Annotated in this window: 18 protein-coding genes; 3 read left to right on the forward strand and 15 right to left on the reverse strand. The window is 36.6% G+C overall.

What is annotated here, in order from left to right:
- Nucleotides 1–13 precede the first annotated feature (13 nt).
- The 15 genes from sctE to PR800_RS08880 all read right to left on the reverse strand — a co-directional run bounded on the left by sctE (nucleotide 14) and on the right by PR800_RS08880 (nucleotide 15,596).
- Nucleotides 14–1,927 (reverse strand): type III secretion system translocon subunit SctE, encoded by a 1,914-nt coding sequence (sctE, locus tag PR800_RS08810; RefSeq protein WP_272530587.1) that lies wholly within the window; start codon nucleotides 1,925–1,927, stop codon nucleotides 14–16.
- Nucleotides 1,928–1,962: 35 nt separating this feature from the next.
- Nucleotides 1,963–2,457 (reverse strand): type III secretion system translocator chaperone SicA, encoded by a 495-nt coding sequence (gene sicA / locus PR800_RS08815; RefSeq protein ID WP_102138765.1) that lies wholly within the window; start codon nucleotides 2,455–2,457, stop codon nucleotides 1,963–1,965.
- A 111-nt stretch (nucleotides 2,458–2,568) separates the two neighbouring features.
- Complete coding sequence (locus PR800_RS08820; RefSeq protein WP_272530588.1) at nucleotides 2,569–3,675, reverse strand: EscU/YscU/HrcU family type III secretion system export apparatus switch protein; 1,107 nt, start codon at nucleotides 3,673–3,675, stop codon at nucleotides 2,569–2,571.
- Between the two features lie 17 nt (nucleotides 3,676–3,692).
- Nucleotides 3,693–4,487, reverse strand: coding sequence for a type III secretion system export apparatus subunit SctT (gene sctT / locus PR800_RS08825; protein WP_102138763.1), 795 nt, complete (start codon nucleotides 4,485–4,487; stop codon nucleotides 3,693–3,695).
- A complete protein-coding gene (gene sctS / locus PR800_RS08830; RefSeq protein ID WP_004262998.1) occupies nucleotides 4,484–4,756 on the reverse strand; it encodes a type III secretion system export apparatus subunit SctS in 273 nt (90 codons plus the stop codon). The genes sctT and sctS overlap by 4 nt, the downstream gene beginning before the upstream one ends.
- A 13-nt stretch (nucleotides 4,757–4,769) precedes the next feature.
- Nucleotides 4,770–5,426 carry an EscR/YscR/HrcR family type III secretion system export apparatus protein gene (locus PR800_RS08835; RefSeq protein ID WP_181490130.1) on the reverse strand — a complete coding sequence of 219 codons (657 nt, stop codon included), beginning with the start codon at nucleotides 5,424–5,426 and terminating at the stop codon, nucleotides 4,770–4,772.
- A 10-nt stretch (nucleotides 5,427–5,436) separates the two neighbouring features.
- A complete protein-coding gene (locus PR800_RS08840; protein WP_102138761.1) occupies nucleotides 5,437–6,369 on the reverse strand; it encodes a FliM/FliN family flagellar motor switch protein in 933 nt (310 codons plus the stop codon).
- 2 nt (nucleotides 6,370–6,371) lie between these two features.
- Nucleotides 6,372–7,721: a SpaN/EivJ family type III secretion system needle length determinant gene (locus PR800_RS08845; RefSeq protein WP_272530590.1), complete on the reverse strand. Its 1,350-nt coding sequence runs from the start codon at nucleotides 7,719–7,721 to the stop codon at nucleotides 6,372–6,374.
- On the reverse strand, nucleotides 7,693–8,148 hold the full coding sequence (locus PR800_RS08850) for a hypothetical protein (protein ID WP_102138759.1): 456 nt from the start codon (nucleotides 8,146–8,148) through the stop codon (nucleotides 7,693–7,695). The genes PR800_RS08845 and PR800_RS08850 overlap by 29 nt, the downstream gene beginning before the upstream one ends.
- Nucleotides 8,148–9,440: a type III secretion system ATPase SctN gene (sctN, locus tag PR800_RS08855; protein ID WP_272530591.1), complete on the reverse strand. Its 1,293-nt coding sequence runs from the start codon at nucleotides 9,438–9,440 to the stop codon at nucleotides 8,148–8,150. The genes PR800_RS08850 and sctN overlap by 1 nt, the downstream gene beginning before the upstream one ends.
- Nucleotides 9,441–9,446: 6 nt before the next feature.
- Nucleotides 9,447–9,851, reverse strand: a complete 405-nt coding sequence (locus PR800_RS08860; protein ID WP_102138757.1) for a type III secretion system protein — start codon at nucleotides 9,849–9,851, stop codon at nucleotides 9,447–9,449.
- Between the two features lie 97 nt (nucleotides 9,852–9,948).
- A complete protein-coding gene (locus tag PR800_RS08865; protein ID WP_166266104.1) occupies nucleotides 9,949–12,015 on the reverse strand; it encodes an EscV/YscV/HrcV family type III secretion system export apparatus protein in 2,067 nt (688 codons plus the stop codon).
- Between the two features lie 20 nt (nucleotides 12,016–12,035).
- A complete protein-coding gene (sctW, locus tag PR800_RS08870; protein ID WP_206276896.1) occupies nucleotides 12,036–13,133 on the reverse strand; it encodes a type III secretion system gatekeeper subunit SctW in 1,098 nt (365 codons plus the stop codon).
- Nucleotides 13,124–14,827 (reverse strand): type III secretion system outer membrane ring subunit SctC, encoded by a 1,704-nt coding sequence (sctC, locus tag PR800_RS08875; RefSeq protein WP_206276897.1) that lies wholly within the window; start codon nucleotides 14,825–14,827, stop codon nucleotides 13,124–13,126. Before sctC ends, sctW begins: the two co-directional genes overlap by 10 nt.
- Entirely contained in the window at nucleotides 14,817–15,596 is a 780-nt protein-coding gene (locus PR800_RS08880; protein ID WP_272530593.1) for a helix-turn-helix domain-containing protein, read from the reverse strand. The genes sctC and PR800_RS08880 overlap by 11 nt, the downstream gene beginning before the upstream one ends.
- 225 nt (nucleotides 15,597–15,821) lie before the next feature.
- Between PR800_RS08880 and PR800_RS08885 the strand changes: the two genes are divergently transcribed.
- The 3 genes from PR800_RS08885 to sctI are packed head-to-tail and all read left to right on the forward strand — an operon-like array spanning nucleotide 15,822 to nucleotide 17,734.
- A complete protein-coding gene (locus PR800_RS08885; protein ID WP_166266116.1) occupies nucleotides 15,822–17,030 on the forward strand; it encodes a PrgH/EprH family type III secretion apparatus protein in 1,209 nt (402 codons plus the stop codon).
- Nucleotides 17,031–17,079: 49 nt separating this feature from the next.
- Nucleotides 17,080–17,385, forward strand: coding sequence for an EscF/YscF/HrpA family type III secretion system needle major subunit (locus PR800_RS08890; RefSeq protein WP_102138751.1), 306 nt, complete (start codon nucleotides 17,080–17,082; stop codon nucleotides 17,383–17,385).
- Between the two features lie 52 nt (nucleotides 17,386–17,437).
- Nucleotides 17,438–17,734 carry a type III secretion system inner rod subunit SctI gene (gene sctI, locus PR800_RS08895; RefSeq protein ID WP_102138750.1) on the forward strand — a complete coding sequence of 99 codons (297 nt, stop codon included), beginning with the start codon at nucleotides 17,438–17,440 and terminating at the stop codon, nucleotides 17,732–17,734.

Consider the following 17,734-nt stretch of genomic DNA (forward strand, 5'->3'; position numbering starts at 1 on the left):
ATTCCTATATTAATTATGCAAAGCGGGCGGTTTTCAGTGTATTGGCTTTCACTTGACCTGAATGATTTAATGACGTCAGCATTCCACTGAACATTTCCTCAGATATCTCATAATGTTGAGACATGGATTTCAATAAGCTTTTTAATAATTCATCCAGCGCTTGAATGGTTTCATTGTTAAGCATCATCCCTGCAAGCATTTCTTTCATATCTCTAATTTGGCCCGCCGCATGCAAATTTAGCCCTCCGGTTGTCGCCGCATTCGCAACCGTTAATGCCGCTCCGGTTCCCTTCATTCCTACTTCGAGGCGAGCCGCTGCAACACTTTGAGTTTTAACCGTGTTTACGGTTTTATCTGAGTTTTTAGTGATACCCGTGACATTGTCAGTTTGGTCTGCGACTTTATCTGCCGCTTTCGCAATATCTTTCATGTCATCGGCTTTTTTAGCGACCTTAGTGGTGGTTTTTACGGCTTGCTGTAAGTCATCAATGCTATCTGCCAACTTGCTAAACTTAGTAAGTACTACCATGTCATCTGCCGATTTCCCTACCTTTCCGGCTCCATTTGCGATATTACCTAAGGCACTCATCAAACTATTTGGTATCGACTTAATGATGCTTTTCAATAATGTCCCTGCATTTTTAGCCAGCATTTTTACTACCTTGCCAGCAACATTACCGATGTTTTTCACAAAAGATGACATAGAAGCTAATGAGAGGGCTAGGAATGCGATTGCGGCCAAAATCATTCCAACAATACTCCCAATTTGTTTCGCTTTTTCCTCAGGAACACCAAAAGCCATCAACATGTCGGTAACAGCACTAGAAATTTCCGTTGCTAGCATCTGCATAAGGCTACTTTGCCCCGTTTCTTCTAAAACGATATCAGCCACTGAAATAGCAATACCGATAGCAGCAACTGCAAGCGTTAATGGTGCAGCGGCGCCAAACGTCGCAACGGTGGCGATAACAGACACGGCAAGCATCACATAACTAAAAATTTTACTGGCACAAGAGGCCGCTTTGTTTGCTTCATCAGCTTTACGCTGGGCTTCTTCCGCTTCTTTGGCCTTTTTATCTGAGTCTTTTCGGGTAGCTTCATTGATGGTTGCCATCACTTCTTCTTGCTCTTTCATATTACGAATCGAATCTTCATTCATCGATTTTTTCAGCTGAGCTGTTAGCATCGTGAGCAATGCCAGAGTGTTTTCCCATTTTTCACCATCAACCTCAACGCGGCGTGGTGCTGTTTCTACAAATTGATTGAGTTTCTTGGCATCTTCATTCGCGTCTTTCGCATAATTACCAGCTAACTCAAGCAAGTTATCAATTTTAATGCCAAGATTGGTAATCTTTGTATTTTCAGCCTTAATTTGCAGGCTAATCTCTTCTTGGTTGCCGCCTTGCTGAGACTGAAGACTCGCTAAACGCTCTTTACTTTCAACACGTTCTTGTTTTAACGCATTAACTTCATTATTAAGTTCGCTGGCTTTATTCGTATTATTTGAAAAAGAATTTAATAAATCATTCCCTTTTTCTCGAAGTGAATTTGATTCTATATTCAACAATTGGAGACGATTAGCTAACTCACTAATATTTCCTTCATGTAATAATTGGCGTAATGTTGAAAGGCTCTCAACGAGTATTGAAGACGCGTTAAATCCCTTTTCCTTTAGTGATAATTTTTCCTCTTTTGCCGCGGCGGCCTTGAACATAACGGATAAATTGTTTTTGGGTGCCGGTAACTGTGGTGCGTTCTCAATGCGGCTACGCTTCATCTGCTCTGCTGACGTTAACTCCTCACACGCCATTTCCAAAACCAATACCGACTTGAGGCAATCATCCCCTAATCCAATAGGATTACTGCCTTGTAGAAATGTATGAATATTATTTATTCGTTCATTACTTGAATTGGTAATTTGAACCATATAATTTCCTCTACTTCATATTAGGTTTTTATTTTCTAAACTTGTTTTTCTAGTTTCTTTTCCAATGCGGTTAAATAAGCTTGAGATTTATTTTGTAAATCAACATCGGTACTACTTTTTACAACGCTCTCAAAACAATGAATTGCCGCACTACTTTTTTTCATCATTAAATTACATTGCCCTGCATGAAAAAGTGGGCGGTAATCATTTTTCGCCAATACAAATGCGAGAGCATATAATTCAGTTGCTTTGTCATATCGCTTCGTTAATTGATAGACAGCCGCCAGCCCCATCACATAGTCTGTATTATAGAAATCATAAATACTTAAAAATCTAAAAAAAGTTTCTGCTTCTTTTAATTTACCTTGCTGATAGAATTCGTATGCATAGGAATAAATGCCATCCATTGTGCTCTGTGGGATCCCGTGAATATCTTTATAAGTCGCCCCATCCATTAATGCAGACGTGATATTATCAAGTAACCCTTCCATGTCAGCGCTTTGAAAACACTCTGTTTCCGTATTATTCATATATTTACCTTATTGTTGATATGCAATACATAACGCACACTTTATGCTTGCATCATAATTAACCCATTTAGTTCTTTCTTTAAAAAAACGATTTAAGTAATAAATAAATTATTAATTAAGAGTGCTATTGTTTTGTGAATCCATCTCATTTTCAGCCATTTGTTCCAACGCTTTATCAATATCGATGCCCATTTTTACTAATTCTATACGCATCAACCATGATATTATTTGCATAACATCCTCTAAACCTTTTTCATCGATAAAGCTGTCATTCTTATATGACCGCCATATTTGCCTTGCTAGGACTATATCTCTAATAACTGGAACACCTTGTTGCTTTGCGTATTTAATAATTGCTTTTGCTTGCAGGCCTTTACTTTTAGAAAATAAAAAAGGTAATGGTGCAATACTGGAGTCATAATAGATAAGTAATGCAATATGCGTTGGATTTGCCATTACAAATGTTGAATTACGGACATTTGATTTAACCTCTTCCGACAGTAATTCTTGATGCATTCCTCGACGCGCACTTTTTATATGAGGATCTCCCTCATTATCTTTATATTCTTTTTTTACTTCTTGCTTCTCCATTTTTAAATTCTTAATATACAAAAAGAACTCAGCTATTGCGTCAACTAATATAATTATTAGGGCAACCGCAAGAAAAACCACAATAAATGTTACACACAGGTCAACCCATTGACTAATAACCCCATTTATCATAGTTCGGTAGAGCATAAAAATATCTTTCCGCCAAACAATAAAAAAGACAAGTGTTGACACAGTAAAGACAATCAAATACAGAATAGCCTTAATTAATTCTTTCAATGAGTTTAATGAAAATATTTTTTTAAAACCTGAAATTGGGTTTAATTTGGTAAAATCAATTTTTATTGCTTCGCTAGCCAATCTAAATCGACTTTGCAATAAAGAAATTATCGTACCAGATAAAAAACAAACAAATAGAACGGGTAAAACAATACTTAAAAATATTGTGAAAAATTGCCAAAGTAATGCATCAATTTTTATTTCCGTTGGAGATAAAAATATTTTACGCATTAACCCACCCAGTTCATATAAACTAGAGATGCCATCAATAACGAATGCACTTACTACTAATACAATTGCCGCAACACTATCTTTGCTCTTAAAACTTTGCCCTTTTTTAGCTGAATCTCTAATTTTTTTATCGGTAGGCTTTTCTGTTTTTTCAGCCATATTTATACTCGTAGCAATTAAGAGGAAATAAATACATCTCGTAGCGGTGAAATTGAAATCATGTTCACTAATATGTCAGGGACTTCATTATGAAAATAAAGTAAAAACACACAAAATGCGATGATTGATTTTATTGCCAAAGATAACGAAAACGCATTTAATTGAGGGCAAAAACGCGAATATAACCCTAGAGCAACCTCTGTAATAAATAATGTCACTAATATTGGTGCAGTCAAAACAACGCCATTAACTACCATCTTATTTAACCACTCCCCTAAAGGGAGGCTATTAAATGAAGTAAATCCATGAGCAAAGGGTAATAACTGATAGCTTTGTGCGAATATATTAGCGAGTTGATACATTCCTCCCTGAGCTAAAAATACCATACAAGTGATATGACTCAATAAGACCGCCAGCTCTGATGCTTCTGAACCACTTGCCGGATCAACAATACTACTAATAGTTTCACCCCGCTGTGTATCGATTAACTCGCCAATCACATTGGCTATCATAAAAGGCAAAGCTAATATCAACGCTAATACGAGTCCAATCGAAATTTCATAAATAAATACATCAACGAAGTTAATTTCATCCCATTGTATTTCATAAGAAGAAAAAAAGGGCCATAAACCTAACGCAATATAAGCCACTACGCAGTTTTTAATAATTCCACCATTGAGTAGTTTATTACTTAAGAAAGGCAATAAAAACATCACCGGTGCAATTCTTAACCAAGCTAACGCTATTTTTATCAACCCCTCTTGAAAGACAAAATAGAGTGAGGACATCAGCGATAGTATTTCTTGGTTCATCCGAATAGCCCAATAGCGGGGATCGCTGCACTTAAGGTTTCTAATGCAAAATTCATTACCTTATCGGATAACCAACCTGAAATCATAAATAGCGAACCAAAAACAGCTAATAATTTTATACCAAAAGGTAAGGTTTGCTCTTGAAGTTGCGTGACGGTTTGCAGCAACCCTACCAATAACCCCACCGCAGTCGCCACTATTACGGGTATTGCAGATAATATAACGATTAATAACATCGTTTTATTACTTAAATAAACAATTTGATCCATAATATTATTCGCTTTAGTGCTGCGCTAATTCAATGTACTGCATCACTAACCCTTTAGAAATTAGTGACCAACCATCAATTGCAACAAATAAAATTAATTTAACTGGAATAGAAATTGTCACTGGACTCATCATCATCATACCAAGTGCCAATAGAATACTGGAAATAACTAAATCAACCACCACAAAAGGTAAATAAATATAAAAACCAATTTCAAAGGCTGATTTAATCTCACTTAATGCATAAGCAGGTAATAAAGAAAACAGTGTAGCTTCGCCTTCATCAGCAGTCACATCCTCTTCACTTCGACCTTGTTGTATTGATTCAAAAAATGTTACTAACTGCGGATCTGAATATTTTTTCAAATAAGCTTTGTATCCCCCCAATCCATTATCAACAAAATTATCGATTGACTCGGCATTACTAAAATCAACATGCTCTTGTCGCATATGATTATTCACATCCTGTAATACTGGCATCATGACGAAAATAGAAAGCAGCAATGCAATGCCATTTAAAACCATGGTAGAAGGAACTTGTTGGACCCCCATTGCATTACGAACCATAATTAATACAATAGATATTTTTAAATAACAGGTTCCCGCAGCAATAATAAATGGTAGTAATGTAGAGAATGCGATAATCGCTAATAATGGAATTCCATCTGGTATTGTTGGCATATTAAACTCTTTTATCTCCCAAGCTTACAATATGCGTGATTTCTAAACCTAACTCATCACTATTGCCAATATAAATAAGCTCGCCTTCCGCAATCAGTTGTTTATTAGCATAGACTTTAACTTCACGCTCTTTATTCTCACCAATAGAATAAATATAACCAGGCTCCATTTTTGAAAGCTCATCGACAGTAATATCACTATGGCCTAAAACAAAGGTTAATTTGATATTCATTTCTTTTACATTAAAGGGGCGCACAATTTCTTGCACTTCATCTTCTTCAGAAAATACTAACTCTTCTTCATCTTCTGGTGCCATCAATTCTTCAATCATAAATAGTCCTTCTTCTTGCTTTTGAAATTGTGCTAGTACCTGCCCTGTAACAGACATATTTAACTGTAATTGTTGGATACTCAACACATCACGTAATTCTATGGTTTGTAAAAGTTTGGCGCTGATATAGCTATATCCTAATATCCAATCAGCTTGCAGTTTTAAATGACCAAATATCTGATTGGTTCGCTGCTTTTTTTCGAGCCCGTCAATTGGCTCTGCTAATAATACTTCTCCAAGATTCGCTTCTTTCGCAATTAACCAAGGCTGATAGTTGATGCGTATATCATCAACTATCTCGACAGATTCACAACGGAAATACTGGGAGAAAAATGTCATTCCAATATATTCAGAAGCAAACAGTTCACATAACTGATTTGTTGATAATGAATTCCATGCATAATGAACCAATTTAGGCCAACGATATTGACACCAACTTTCAACAGCAACTAATGCATTTATTTTTTGTGTTTCACTTACTAGCGATAGTTGGAAATAACGAATACTGCGGTTAGCTTGTTTTATTTGTACATTAACTGGGTAACATTGCTGCCAAATTTTAAGTTGTTTTTCTTGAGAGCTGATCCGTCGAATCTTCAACATAATTAATCTTCTTCTTGCGGTTGGTCATGCTGCTGTCGGTTTCGATGCTGCTGGCGCTCATCTTCACGTTGAATATGCACACTAGTTTCATGGTTCAATAAATGCTTATTTTCATTCAATGCCAATTGAACTTCTTGACTCGCTGTCGAGGCAACGAACTCCCCTTTAGATGCTAATTCAAATGTCACTGATGGGCTACTTTGCCACTGGTTAAAGGTGTAAGTGAGACTACGGGATACCGCTTTCAGCTGTTTGCTTTCGCCTAAAAGTGGATTATTTTCTATCAGCTCTGGTATTCGGTGCACCTCTTGCTTCGGCTGTGTAGCTTGTACTGGCTCAGACGAGGACATCGCCCCATTAAAAACCGTTGCCATAAAATTGGTAGGCGACTCCATCTCTTCTACAGGTGTAGTTTGTGGAGAAACCATCGTATCTTGCGTTGTGTCAGAGAAGTTATTTGTCGCGTTTTCAGGTAATGAAACCCGTTTCTTATCATATGAAGAAGAGGTTTCCGATGATGCAACTGGCTGCATAACTAGCTTATTTTCTGTAAAAGGCTGTTCGTCAATATGAGGATGGCTAGCAGGTTCAATTGCATGTTTAATATGCTCTTGCCCGGTTTTAATCTGCGGTTTTAACTCTTTTGATGTTGGCTCTAAAGCACTCTTAGATGCTAACTCCGCCAACGAATTTTCCATATTGAGCTGGATCTCATCACTTAATTGAAATTTACTTTTTCCGTATTGACCTGAATGGTCGTTAGCCTTCCCCTTTTCTCGCTGCTGAATGTCCTGTAATGGAAAGGCAACCATCATAGTGTTAAATAACGGAGTCTCATCTTCATCGACAATATTTTGTTCAACTGGAATAGTCGACGTCACCGACAGGTTATTATCAATGTCTGATTTATTTAATATATCGATAAGATCAACGGCAGGTGTGCTAGTAATGTGACTAATATTTTCACTATTATCCTCCGTAAATACATAGTGACTGATTAGTGACTCAACTCCTTTAGTGTTGAATTCTTTATTTTGACCTGCTGTCTGGATGCCTTCATCAATATATGTGCTCTCTTTATATGTAATAATCCCCTTAGTTAAATTACTTAATTGCGATGTTTGTTGCATAGAAGGAGGGGCTACAGTTAAGAACGGAGATGCATCCTTTTGCTGATTCTTCTTCTTATGTTCGAAGAGCACCAACATATTTTTGTCGTTCGCTGCTTTTGCCATTCTTTTAGCTATATTGTTATGGCTAAATTCAGTGGTGCTATATGTTGATGATATGCCATTTTCTTCGGCCACCACACGATGTGTATTTTCATATGAGCTCGCTTTTGTTACTGACATGTACGAATAATTCCTCAATTTCATTTTGTTGCTGAAGCTCTGATTTTAACCTTCTTGCTATACGTTGTTGCTTGAGATAATTTCGGAATTTCTCGCACTTATTACGTAAAATAAAAACACGTTTAGCAATTTCAGACTGCAATATTTTATTTTTTGATATTTCGACTGATAGGGTTTCTATTTGAAATTCAAATTGGGCAATTTCCGCTAAAACCACCGCCTTCAATCGCTGCCTTTCCCAAAAAGCGGCTCGACTTAATTCTTCTGATTTTTCATAAGATGCGGCCTGTATCGCCAAAACTGAAATACGCTGGCGAATATCCATACATTGTTGTTGCTGTTGCTTTATTATTGAATTTAATTGCGATTGTTCTTGTAATGTCCGGTCAAAACGTCGCTCAGTTAAAACCAATAAATTAGAGATCATTAAGATGCCAATTCATTGAGAATACTTAACATGTTGTCGAAATTCATCGGCTCATCCATGGCTTGTTTTAAGAAGCCTTCAATTTGCTCTTTTTTATCTAAAGCTCGGTCATTTTCATGGCTTTCACCACGTTGATATTCCCCTAGCTCAAGATAAAGCTGAATTTGTTCAAGCCTTGAGATCATGTCACGCAAATCAATTGCACACCGGCGATGCTCTGGAGTCGTCACCTTTTGGAATACGCGGCTAATACTGTGTAAGATATCAATCGCAGGATAATGCCCACGTCCTGCCAATTTGTGGCTCAAATAAATATGACCATCCAGAATTGAGCGAATTTCATCACCTATCGGGTCAGCTTCTTCTTCGCTTTCTAATAACACCGTATAAAAAGCAGTAATCGAGCCATGCTTTAGTTGCCCTGGTCGCTCCAATAACATAGGAAGCTGTTCAAAAACAGACGCAGGATAACCACGCCTAGCGGGTAGTTCTCCGGTAGCCAAAGCCACGTCACGCAACGCTCGCGCATATCGAGTCATTGAATCGACGTATAACAATACATTACGGCCGCTATCACGAAAATATTCAGCAATCGTAGTCGCAAGCAACGCGGCATTACATCGCTCAATCGGTGGGCTGTCTGAAGTTGCATAAATTAAAATTGTCTGTCCTGCATGGGGTGACTCCTTTAACTCTTCAATAAATTCAATAACTTCCCTACCTCGCTCACCAATTAAAGCAACGACATGGATATCTGCATGAGCATGGTTGATGATTATGTTCATTAATGAGGTTTTACCGCTACCTGCGGCGGCAAAAATACCAATACGCTGGCCTAAGCCACATGTCAGTAGGCTATCAATCGCACGTACCCCTGTGACCATCGGCTCAGAAACAGGTCGTCTCTGTGTCACGCTCACAGGCGGACTATCAATGCGTAGTAATTTTGTATTCAGCAACATTGGCTCAGAAATGTCTTCACACAACGCACCAACCTGCTCTCCTGCCGCATTAAAAATTTTACCCGCTAAATGTTCACCCACTTCAAATACGAATGGGTAACCGCTCGGACGAATAACCACTTCTCGCGTTAAACCTTGTGCGCGACCGATTAAACTCAGTACTGTGAGCCCCTCTTTAAAACCAACAACCTGCGCTCTCGCAATAATATCGGGCTGCGTAAGAGAACGCTCAATAAAACAAATTTCACCGATAAAAACACCCTGTAAAGGCGCTTCAATTAGGCATCCATGAATGCGCGCAGGATGCGCGCAGAAATCGAATAACTTCATAATGGATTACGATAGCTGAGCACTAAGCTCATTTGCACGCTCAAAGAATTCTTCAAAACTATCTGCAAATAATTGTATATTATTTAAGGCTGATTCTTTTAAAACCGCAGAAAGAACATAAGCATCATTCACAATGTTCAATGCAGGTTGGCCTGGATAAAAATTATTTGGTGGGTATTCTAATAATGATTTTAATAAGAAGGAGCTAGTTGCATCTAAATGGCTATAGTTACAGTTTCCTAAACTACACCAAATAATAATATCGTCTGTAGATAGGTCAATATTAATTTCAGCAAAACCATTCATTTCAAACTGAATGTTAGAATGACAATCTAACTGAGAGTTAACTAGGTCACTACGTCCCATAGTGTTTAAAAATTCATTAAGCATTTCTATAAATCTATATTTCATTGGGTGATCCTTATATTTTTAATATATTTTAATTATTCAATATTTTTAGTTATATTGAATTCAGTTGCTTTATTTGTTAATAACGTCAATTTTTTGATTATATGGTTTTAACCACATTGACCTTGACCATCTCAGAAACTTCATTAAAAGAAAGTACTTCTAACTCAGGAAAACGACCTTCTAAGATTTTTTTGACAAAACGACGAATGTCAACAGGCACTAAAATATTTACATCTCTGACTGATAGGTAACTGTTTTCTAAAGCGAGTTCCGCAGCTTGTATCAACTCATTGGTTTTTTCAGGCTCAAGATGTAAATACATGCCACCTGAAGCCTGCCTGATCCCTTGACGTATCGTGTCTTCCAGCTGTGAGTTAATCATGAGGACATTCAATCGCCCATCTACAGAAAAACGAGATGAAATATAACGCGCCATTGAACTTCTTACATGTTCGACTAACATCAAACTATCTTTTTCTTTTGGTACCCACTGCACTAAGGTTTCAATAATCAATTTCATATTACGAACTGATATTTTTTCCATTAATAAGCGTTGAAAAACTTCGGTGACTTTTTGTACCGTAGCATGGCGATAACACTCTTTTAGTAATTCAGGGTATTTTCTCTCAAGGTCATCAAGTAAATTTTTCGTTTCTTGAATACCAAAAAATTCATTAATAAATCTCAACAGCAAGGTACTGACACAATCAATAGCCTCTGTTACGTCATCACGAGCCATTAAACCGAGCTGTTCAATATTCGTGAGGTCTTTTTGTTCAAACCACGTGCTCACTGAGCCATATTCATCCGTAAACTTTGTCAATGTCATACCAAGATATTCAGGTTCATCATTGATAGTCAATAAACGATATCCATGAAAATAGATATCATATTCTCCTGCTTTGATTTCATTAATTAGTATCACTATTTTATTTTCAGGGATTATTGGTGAGTAATTAACAGCAATATCCGGTATCCTATATCCATAACGAATAAAAATATCTTTTTTCATTCTAGATAGAAATTTATTTTGCTCTAAATGTTGTTTATATTTTTGATTAACCGAAATAATAATTGGTAATGTTTCTGGAATATATTCATCTTCAATATCACTATTTTCTCTTTGAGTTTCACCTTCCGTCACATCTGGATTAATGATTTCAGCTTCACCCTTAACTGTTTTTTGCTTATCTTTTTGCTTTTTAAAATATCTGAAAGCAAATAACCCAATAAGAAGCCCTGATAACAGTAAAAATATAATGGTTGGGAAACCTGGTAAAAACCCCATGGAAAGTACAATAAGTGCTGTAATTAAAATCGTAAAGTCATTCGCAAATAGCTCCGAAACAATATTTTCACCTAAGTTCTTATCATTACCCCCCACTCGAGTGACAATAAAACCCGCACTGATAGAAATAAGTAGTGCAGGTATTTGTGCGACTAAACCATCACCAATCGTTAACAACGAAAAAGTATTCAGAGCAGTTGAAACATCCATTCCCTGCTGAGCTGTACCAACAGATATCCCACCAATTAAATTAACAAAAATGATGATAATACCCGCGATCGCATCCCCTTTAATGAATTTCATCGCACCATCGAAAGAACCAAATAGCTGGCTCTCTTTTTCGAGATCGCCTCGCTTCTCTTTAACTCCCGCCTCATCAATCATACCCGCCCGTAGGTCGGCATCAATACTCATTTGCTTTCCAGGCATTGCATCAAGGGAAAAGCGTGCAGCGACTTCAGCAATACGTTCAGACCCTTTAGTAATAACAATGAACTGTACAATGGTGACAATCGCAAATACCACCATACCAACGACTAAATTATCTTGAATAACAAATTCACCAAACGTTGCGATAATATCCCCAGCATCGGCTTCTAATAAAATTAAGCGGCTAGTACTAATTGATAAAGCAAGTCGAAATAGCGTACTAATAAGTAAAATAGATGGAAACGACTGAAAATTTAGGATCCGAGTGATATAAAAAGAACTCATAAAAATCAGTACTGAGATCATAATATTTAAGCCGATCAATAAATCGACCAATATTGTGGGTAATGGAATAATCAACATCGCAATAACCATAACCATGATGATTAATACCATTAGCTCTGGACGATTACGGACTTGTAATAAAAATCCGGTTATATTTTTCATGGAGTAATTTTCCTGTCGCACTATGGCTGTCGGTGTAGTATTTGCTCTTGCACCATAATTTGGTCCATGAGTATTTTTAATTGTTCGATACATTGCTCTCTTGCTTCCATTGACCTAAATACAGTCGTAGGAATAACTGTAAAAGCCAGCAATAAGAGTTGTAAAAATCTGCCGCGCATATCTGAAGTCATGACTTTTAGCTCCTCAGAAATAAAAGTTATGACTGCTGTTTCAAAACCAACTTGGCTACGAATACCATGGGTAAATAATTGACTCAGCTCTTTTGCAAGTTTTGATTTATTTGAGTTTTCATTGAGCCGAAAAAAGCCGGATTGAAAGAATTGCTGGCAGAACACATAATCTAATGATTGCAGTTCTCGTAATCGGCCTATGCGATTAAAAAAAACACTAAATGCACTAATATTTAAATCACCCAAAGGTAACGTTTGTAAATCACAAGCAAGGGCACGACCAAGGTAACGCATTATATTTTCACGCTCTTGGATATCCATTTCTTCTACCCATTGTTCATATAAATAAACAACCGGCCCGTCATAACTGATAAATTCACGATATACCGTACGTAAATCACCAGAACTTAACTTAAATTTCTTAGCAAATGCTTTTGCGATTAACGCAATATTAATACCAGCTTGAGCACTCCGTTTAGTGTCTTCTGCCTGTAGTAATTCCACTAAAGCTTCAAGGTTATCAATTTGTTCTTTTTTTAATTTTTTCCGATTGATTAATGCGGCAAGAAGCATTAACAGGTCACTCGGGTCAGTAAAAAATTGTAGTAAAAATGCTCGTAACTGTTTTGGGGTCATTAACTGTTTATTAAGTAACCCTTCTATATGCAATACTTTGTCATCCGCATCTTTATCTAAGATGCGTTCAGAAAATTGCATCCACTCTTCTTCACTGCCCTTTTTAGAACTTCCTCGACGCACATGGCTTGCAGCCAACATCGACATTGATGCATATTCACTGGAGCTATCAATAACACCCGCGCCACGAGCTACTTCATCAGAGTCATCATTACTACTCACTGGTGTACGACTTTTGTTTTGAGTGTTAACTGAAAAACGGTTATTAAAACTCAGTGGGGTTATTGCCATGACTCACTCATGTATTGTTGAAGGAATTGAACAGTACCGTGCAGCTGACTATCATGGTTGCTGATCCGCGTCTTTTCGGAAAATTGTCGCCCATCCCATCCTTCATTTTCATCCAATAAACGCGGTTGGATTAGAAATAAACGAACCATCTTCTGCTGATTAGTTGATGAATGGCTAAATAATCCTCCCACATAAGGAAGATCGCTTAAAAAAGGAATTTTGCTTTCATTTTCAACATATTGTTCACGTGTATAACCGCCAATAAGCAAACTACTGTCTTTCGCAATACGCGCAACTGTGTTAATGCTAGTTCGGTTAACGGCAGGTAACCCTTCTACGCTGGATGTTTTACCCATGCTGTCGCGATTTTCTGCGCCATCTTCAATATTGACTTCCATTTCAACGTTATTACCCGCAGAAATACGTGGCATCACACTCACCATGGTGCCATAAGTGACTTGTTCAAGAGTCGCAATGCGTTCACCTTGTAATTTGGCGTAAAAACTGGTGTTGTTATCAAATAAAGCGGGGATATTTTCTTGGGTTAATAGCACTGGACGAGAAACAATGTGTCCGTTACCTGTCTTATTTAATGCATCAATCTGTAATAGGAATTGCTGGCTGTTCGATAATGTACTGCGATTAAATGATACTGACCCCGTTCCCGTATTAAATGTGCCAACTTCCCAATTCACACCTAAATTATCTAATTCAGATCGCGTAATATCAATAATCCATAATGACAGCTCCACTTGGCGGCGACGCATATCCAATGTATTCACCAGCTGTCGAACATAACGAATTTGTTCTTGGCTTCCTTTAACAATCAAACTATTACTGTCAGGATGTGCTACCAGAGAAAATGCACTATTAGTGGACCTTTTCGTTACCAACTGGGACTTATTCGCAGAAGGTAGTGAGTCACCAATTGGCGCGTCCATCAATTCATCAATTGAATCGCCTGTTGAGTTAATAGCTACCGATGGAGGCTGGATAGTTAACGTTTCATCAATTGCGGCCCCATTTTTAAATAAGTTATTAATCACATTCAGCAAGCCGGGGATCGTAATATTTTGTCCACGTAATGAATAACTTCTATCAGTTACGGAGGCGTGCTTTAGTGGAATAACCGCAACTTCACCACTAGACAATTCCTCTTTCCTAATTTGTTCCGCAAGGTATAAAGAAGCCGCTTTAATTAATTCAATATACAGAGGTGGCCCAGAAACAAATAATAACCTTTCTCCTTCTTGTGAACGTACAGGAAAGCGTGAGTCATAAATGCCGTTTCGTTGAATATAATTAAGCAGCTGATTGCTGCTGACATTATTCGTTGGAATAATCGCGCTACGCATTTCGCTATTATCGTAGACATAGATACTAGCACCATCGTCATACCACACTAGCGCAATTCTCCGAGCTAACGCTTTAAACATTTCATCTGCATTAGCCAAATTAAAATTACCCGTTACTTTTTTTTGAGAAGCTAATTTACTAAGAATAATCGGTTTATTTAAACGCTCAGCGACTGCATCAAACACCTTACCTACCGCAATGTTATTTGCGACAAATGTATCGTGATTTCTTGACTGCGTGACTGGCTCAGCCACAATAACTTCTGCTTGTGCCGAATAGTAATTCATACTCAGTAAAAAGAGTGTTAACCCTAACACTCGATTTTTTTTACTGCTCATATAATGTTGCTCCAATGTGCCTAATTTCTGATGGAGTTAGACCTAACTCTTTTTTAATATCATTAGTAAAATGAGATGCTGAGCAATAACCAGATTCCAGCCCTACATCTAATATTGAGTCATCACTTTCTATTAGCTGTAGAATTGCATTAGCCATACGAACACTCATAATTTTTCGCTTTGCCGTTTTATTAAAGTTTTCTCGATAAAGCTGCCTAAAATAAGAGGCTGATATACCATAACGCACACATAACTGATTAATATTGGCATTCTTGTCATCTTGAGCAGAAGTAAGAAGAAATCGCATCATGCCATAGGCTTCATATCGTCTTAATATTTCACACCAATTATCAAATACAGGATGATTTCTAATAATCAAATCAATAACTATATTTTTAATCGAGATATTTAATGAAAAATCCTCAGGTAATACAATAAATTCGTTTTGGCAACTTTCATCCGTTTTTAGTTTCTCTTTTTTAGAGAGAAATGCTTGCCCTGTCGCTGTGTCAATAATTGCTAAAATTTCAACTAATTCTGACAAATCCATTTTGTACACATGCCAATGTGATTTATCTATTGACTCCCACTCATTCTCTTGGCAGATAAATATAGACTGATTTTCGATTGAAATATTTAAATTTGAATATAGAGATTTATAAAAAAAAGGCGTTGCATTCTTATTGGGTATAGCCAAGACCAATTTATCCTGCAAAGAAAAGCAACAGCCTCTACTTTCTAATAATGTAGCAATATCTTTGTTTGACATTATATAGGCCTTATTAACGTAATTTTGTGTACACAGAATGAGCGATAAATAAGAATTCCTCAAGGGAATACTCTGGAATCCTTCATACTTTTCATTTCAAATTAAAGGTGTGAATGAATAAGAACAATTCAACTGACAAAATAAATATTTCTTGTTTTACTTGCGGCCAATAACGACCCAATAAATCCATAACTAGAATGAAATTAATTCCATGAGATTATTTTTATGAGTGATACAAATAGCCAAACATGCATAATAAAGATTGCTAGTGGCCCTATGACTGGCCAAGAATTAATGGTTAATACAGATAACAATCTTATTATCATTGGTGACGGCTTAGAATACAAAACTGACATCAATGATGATGGATTTACAACTTACCAAATCCCTAGCGATGGTATTGCTTGTGAATTTTCAATTATTACAGCGAATCAACATACTGAAAGTGGTATGGCAATTCGGCTAAATGATAATGGGTTAAGTACTGAAATCCCTATCATTCTTCAGCAATTACTTTTGGCTGATATATTTCCTATTGCAATAAAAATGCAAGATACCGATTGGCAAAGCCCCCAAACGCTTGAAGACGTATTAATCTCGGAAGTGAAAGATCCATTACCTATCATCGAATCTAAAATAAAAAAATCGACCAAGGAAAAACAAAGTTTTTTTAATAAACAAACGATGTTGGTCTTTTTCTTTACTTTATTTTCAATATTTATTGCTTACGTTACTTTCCAATATATTCCTACCCAAAGTGCTGAGAAAAAAGTAAAAGCATTAGAATACATACTTCAAGGTAGCCATTATCCTATTACTGTAACTCAAAGTGTAAATAACGAAAGCCTCATTGTAGTCAAAACACAAAGAGATGCTGATTGGAGTATGCAACGCCTAGTCAAAGCTAAATACAATGAAAAATTCTCAATTAAAATAATAAATAAACTCGAAAAAGAAATTGAAAACAAAATCATTGAAGTATTTCCAGACACATTAAAAATAGATCTTAGCAATCCCTGCAACCCTAAAATAACCACTATAGCTAATAATATATCAACTGATACAGAGGAGAAAATAGACAAACTATTATCTAGCTACTTCCACTGCTACATTAAAAGTGAAATAAAACAGGTTATTTTTGGTGAATTATTACAAAAAGCAGAGTTGGGATTAACAGAAAGTAATGTTCAATGGCGTAAAATTACTAAAGATAATAAAGTTATCTTTATAATAAAAGACAGTTTAGATGACAACCAAACTGCCTCGCTGATTAACTTTACGAATTCATTTTATAAACAATGGGGAGAAAACCATATCCAATTCTCCATTTCCCTTGCAAATAATACTCTTGTGGGAAAATCATTTGTCACCAATGCCAATGGTTATATTTTACTAGGAAACAATCATTGGTTTTTAAATTCAATCAGTTTTTAACTTAACAAAATATTAATTAGTATAACTTTACAGATAAAGAGGAAACAAAATGGCAGATATAATTACAGGCTTAGATAATGGCCGTTGGGTAAGCTCCAATTTAGAAATCGAGGGAAAAGATAAAGATGACCTTGGTATGATCTATCGAACCTCAGCAAGTATCAGTGCTAAAGCTAAACAATTTGGCAATGAGTTAAATGCTTTACTCTCTAGCCCTACTTTAGAAGTCGATAACCCATTAGTATTGGCAAAAATCACCGCCATGAGTGGTAACTATAATATGGCACGCCAATTACAGAGTAACTTTATGAAATCAATTAAAGATACTGACCAAGCCATTATTCGTAACGTTTAATTTTTAAGAGCATTATTTAATATAATGCTCTGCTTTATTTAGGAAATAATTTATGTTAGCTATTACACCACATTTACTGCTTACCACCCCAACAGAAACAACATCCGTTCTCCCATCATCTCTTCCGATTGAAGACAAAGTCAAAAAGCTATTTGCTGAATACACCGCAACCGCCAGCCAAGAAAAAAAAGCATTAACTGAGAGTGTAAATAATATTGACCCAAGTAACCCTGCCGAATTACTACAATTTCAAAATCGTGTCGGTAATTACAGCCTGACGATGAACATGATTAGTACACTGACGCATAAAAGTGTCTCTGCGATTGATACAGTCTTAAAAGCCCAATAA

This window comes from Providencia sp. PROV205 (assembly GCF_028479505.1).
GTDB lineage: Bacteria > Pseudomonadota > Gammaproteobacteria > Enterobacterales > Enterobacteriaceae > Providencia > Providencia huaxiensis.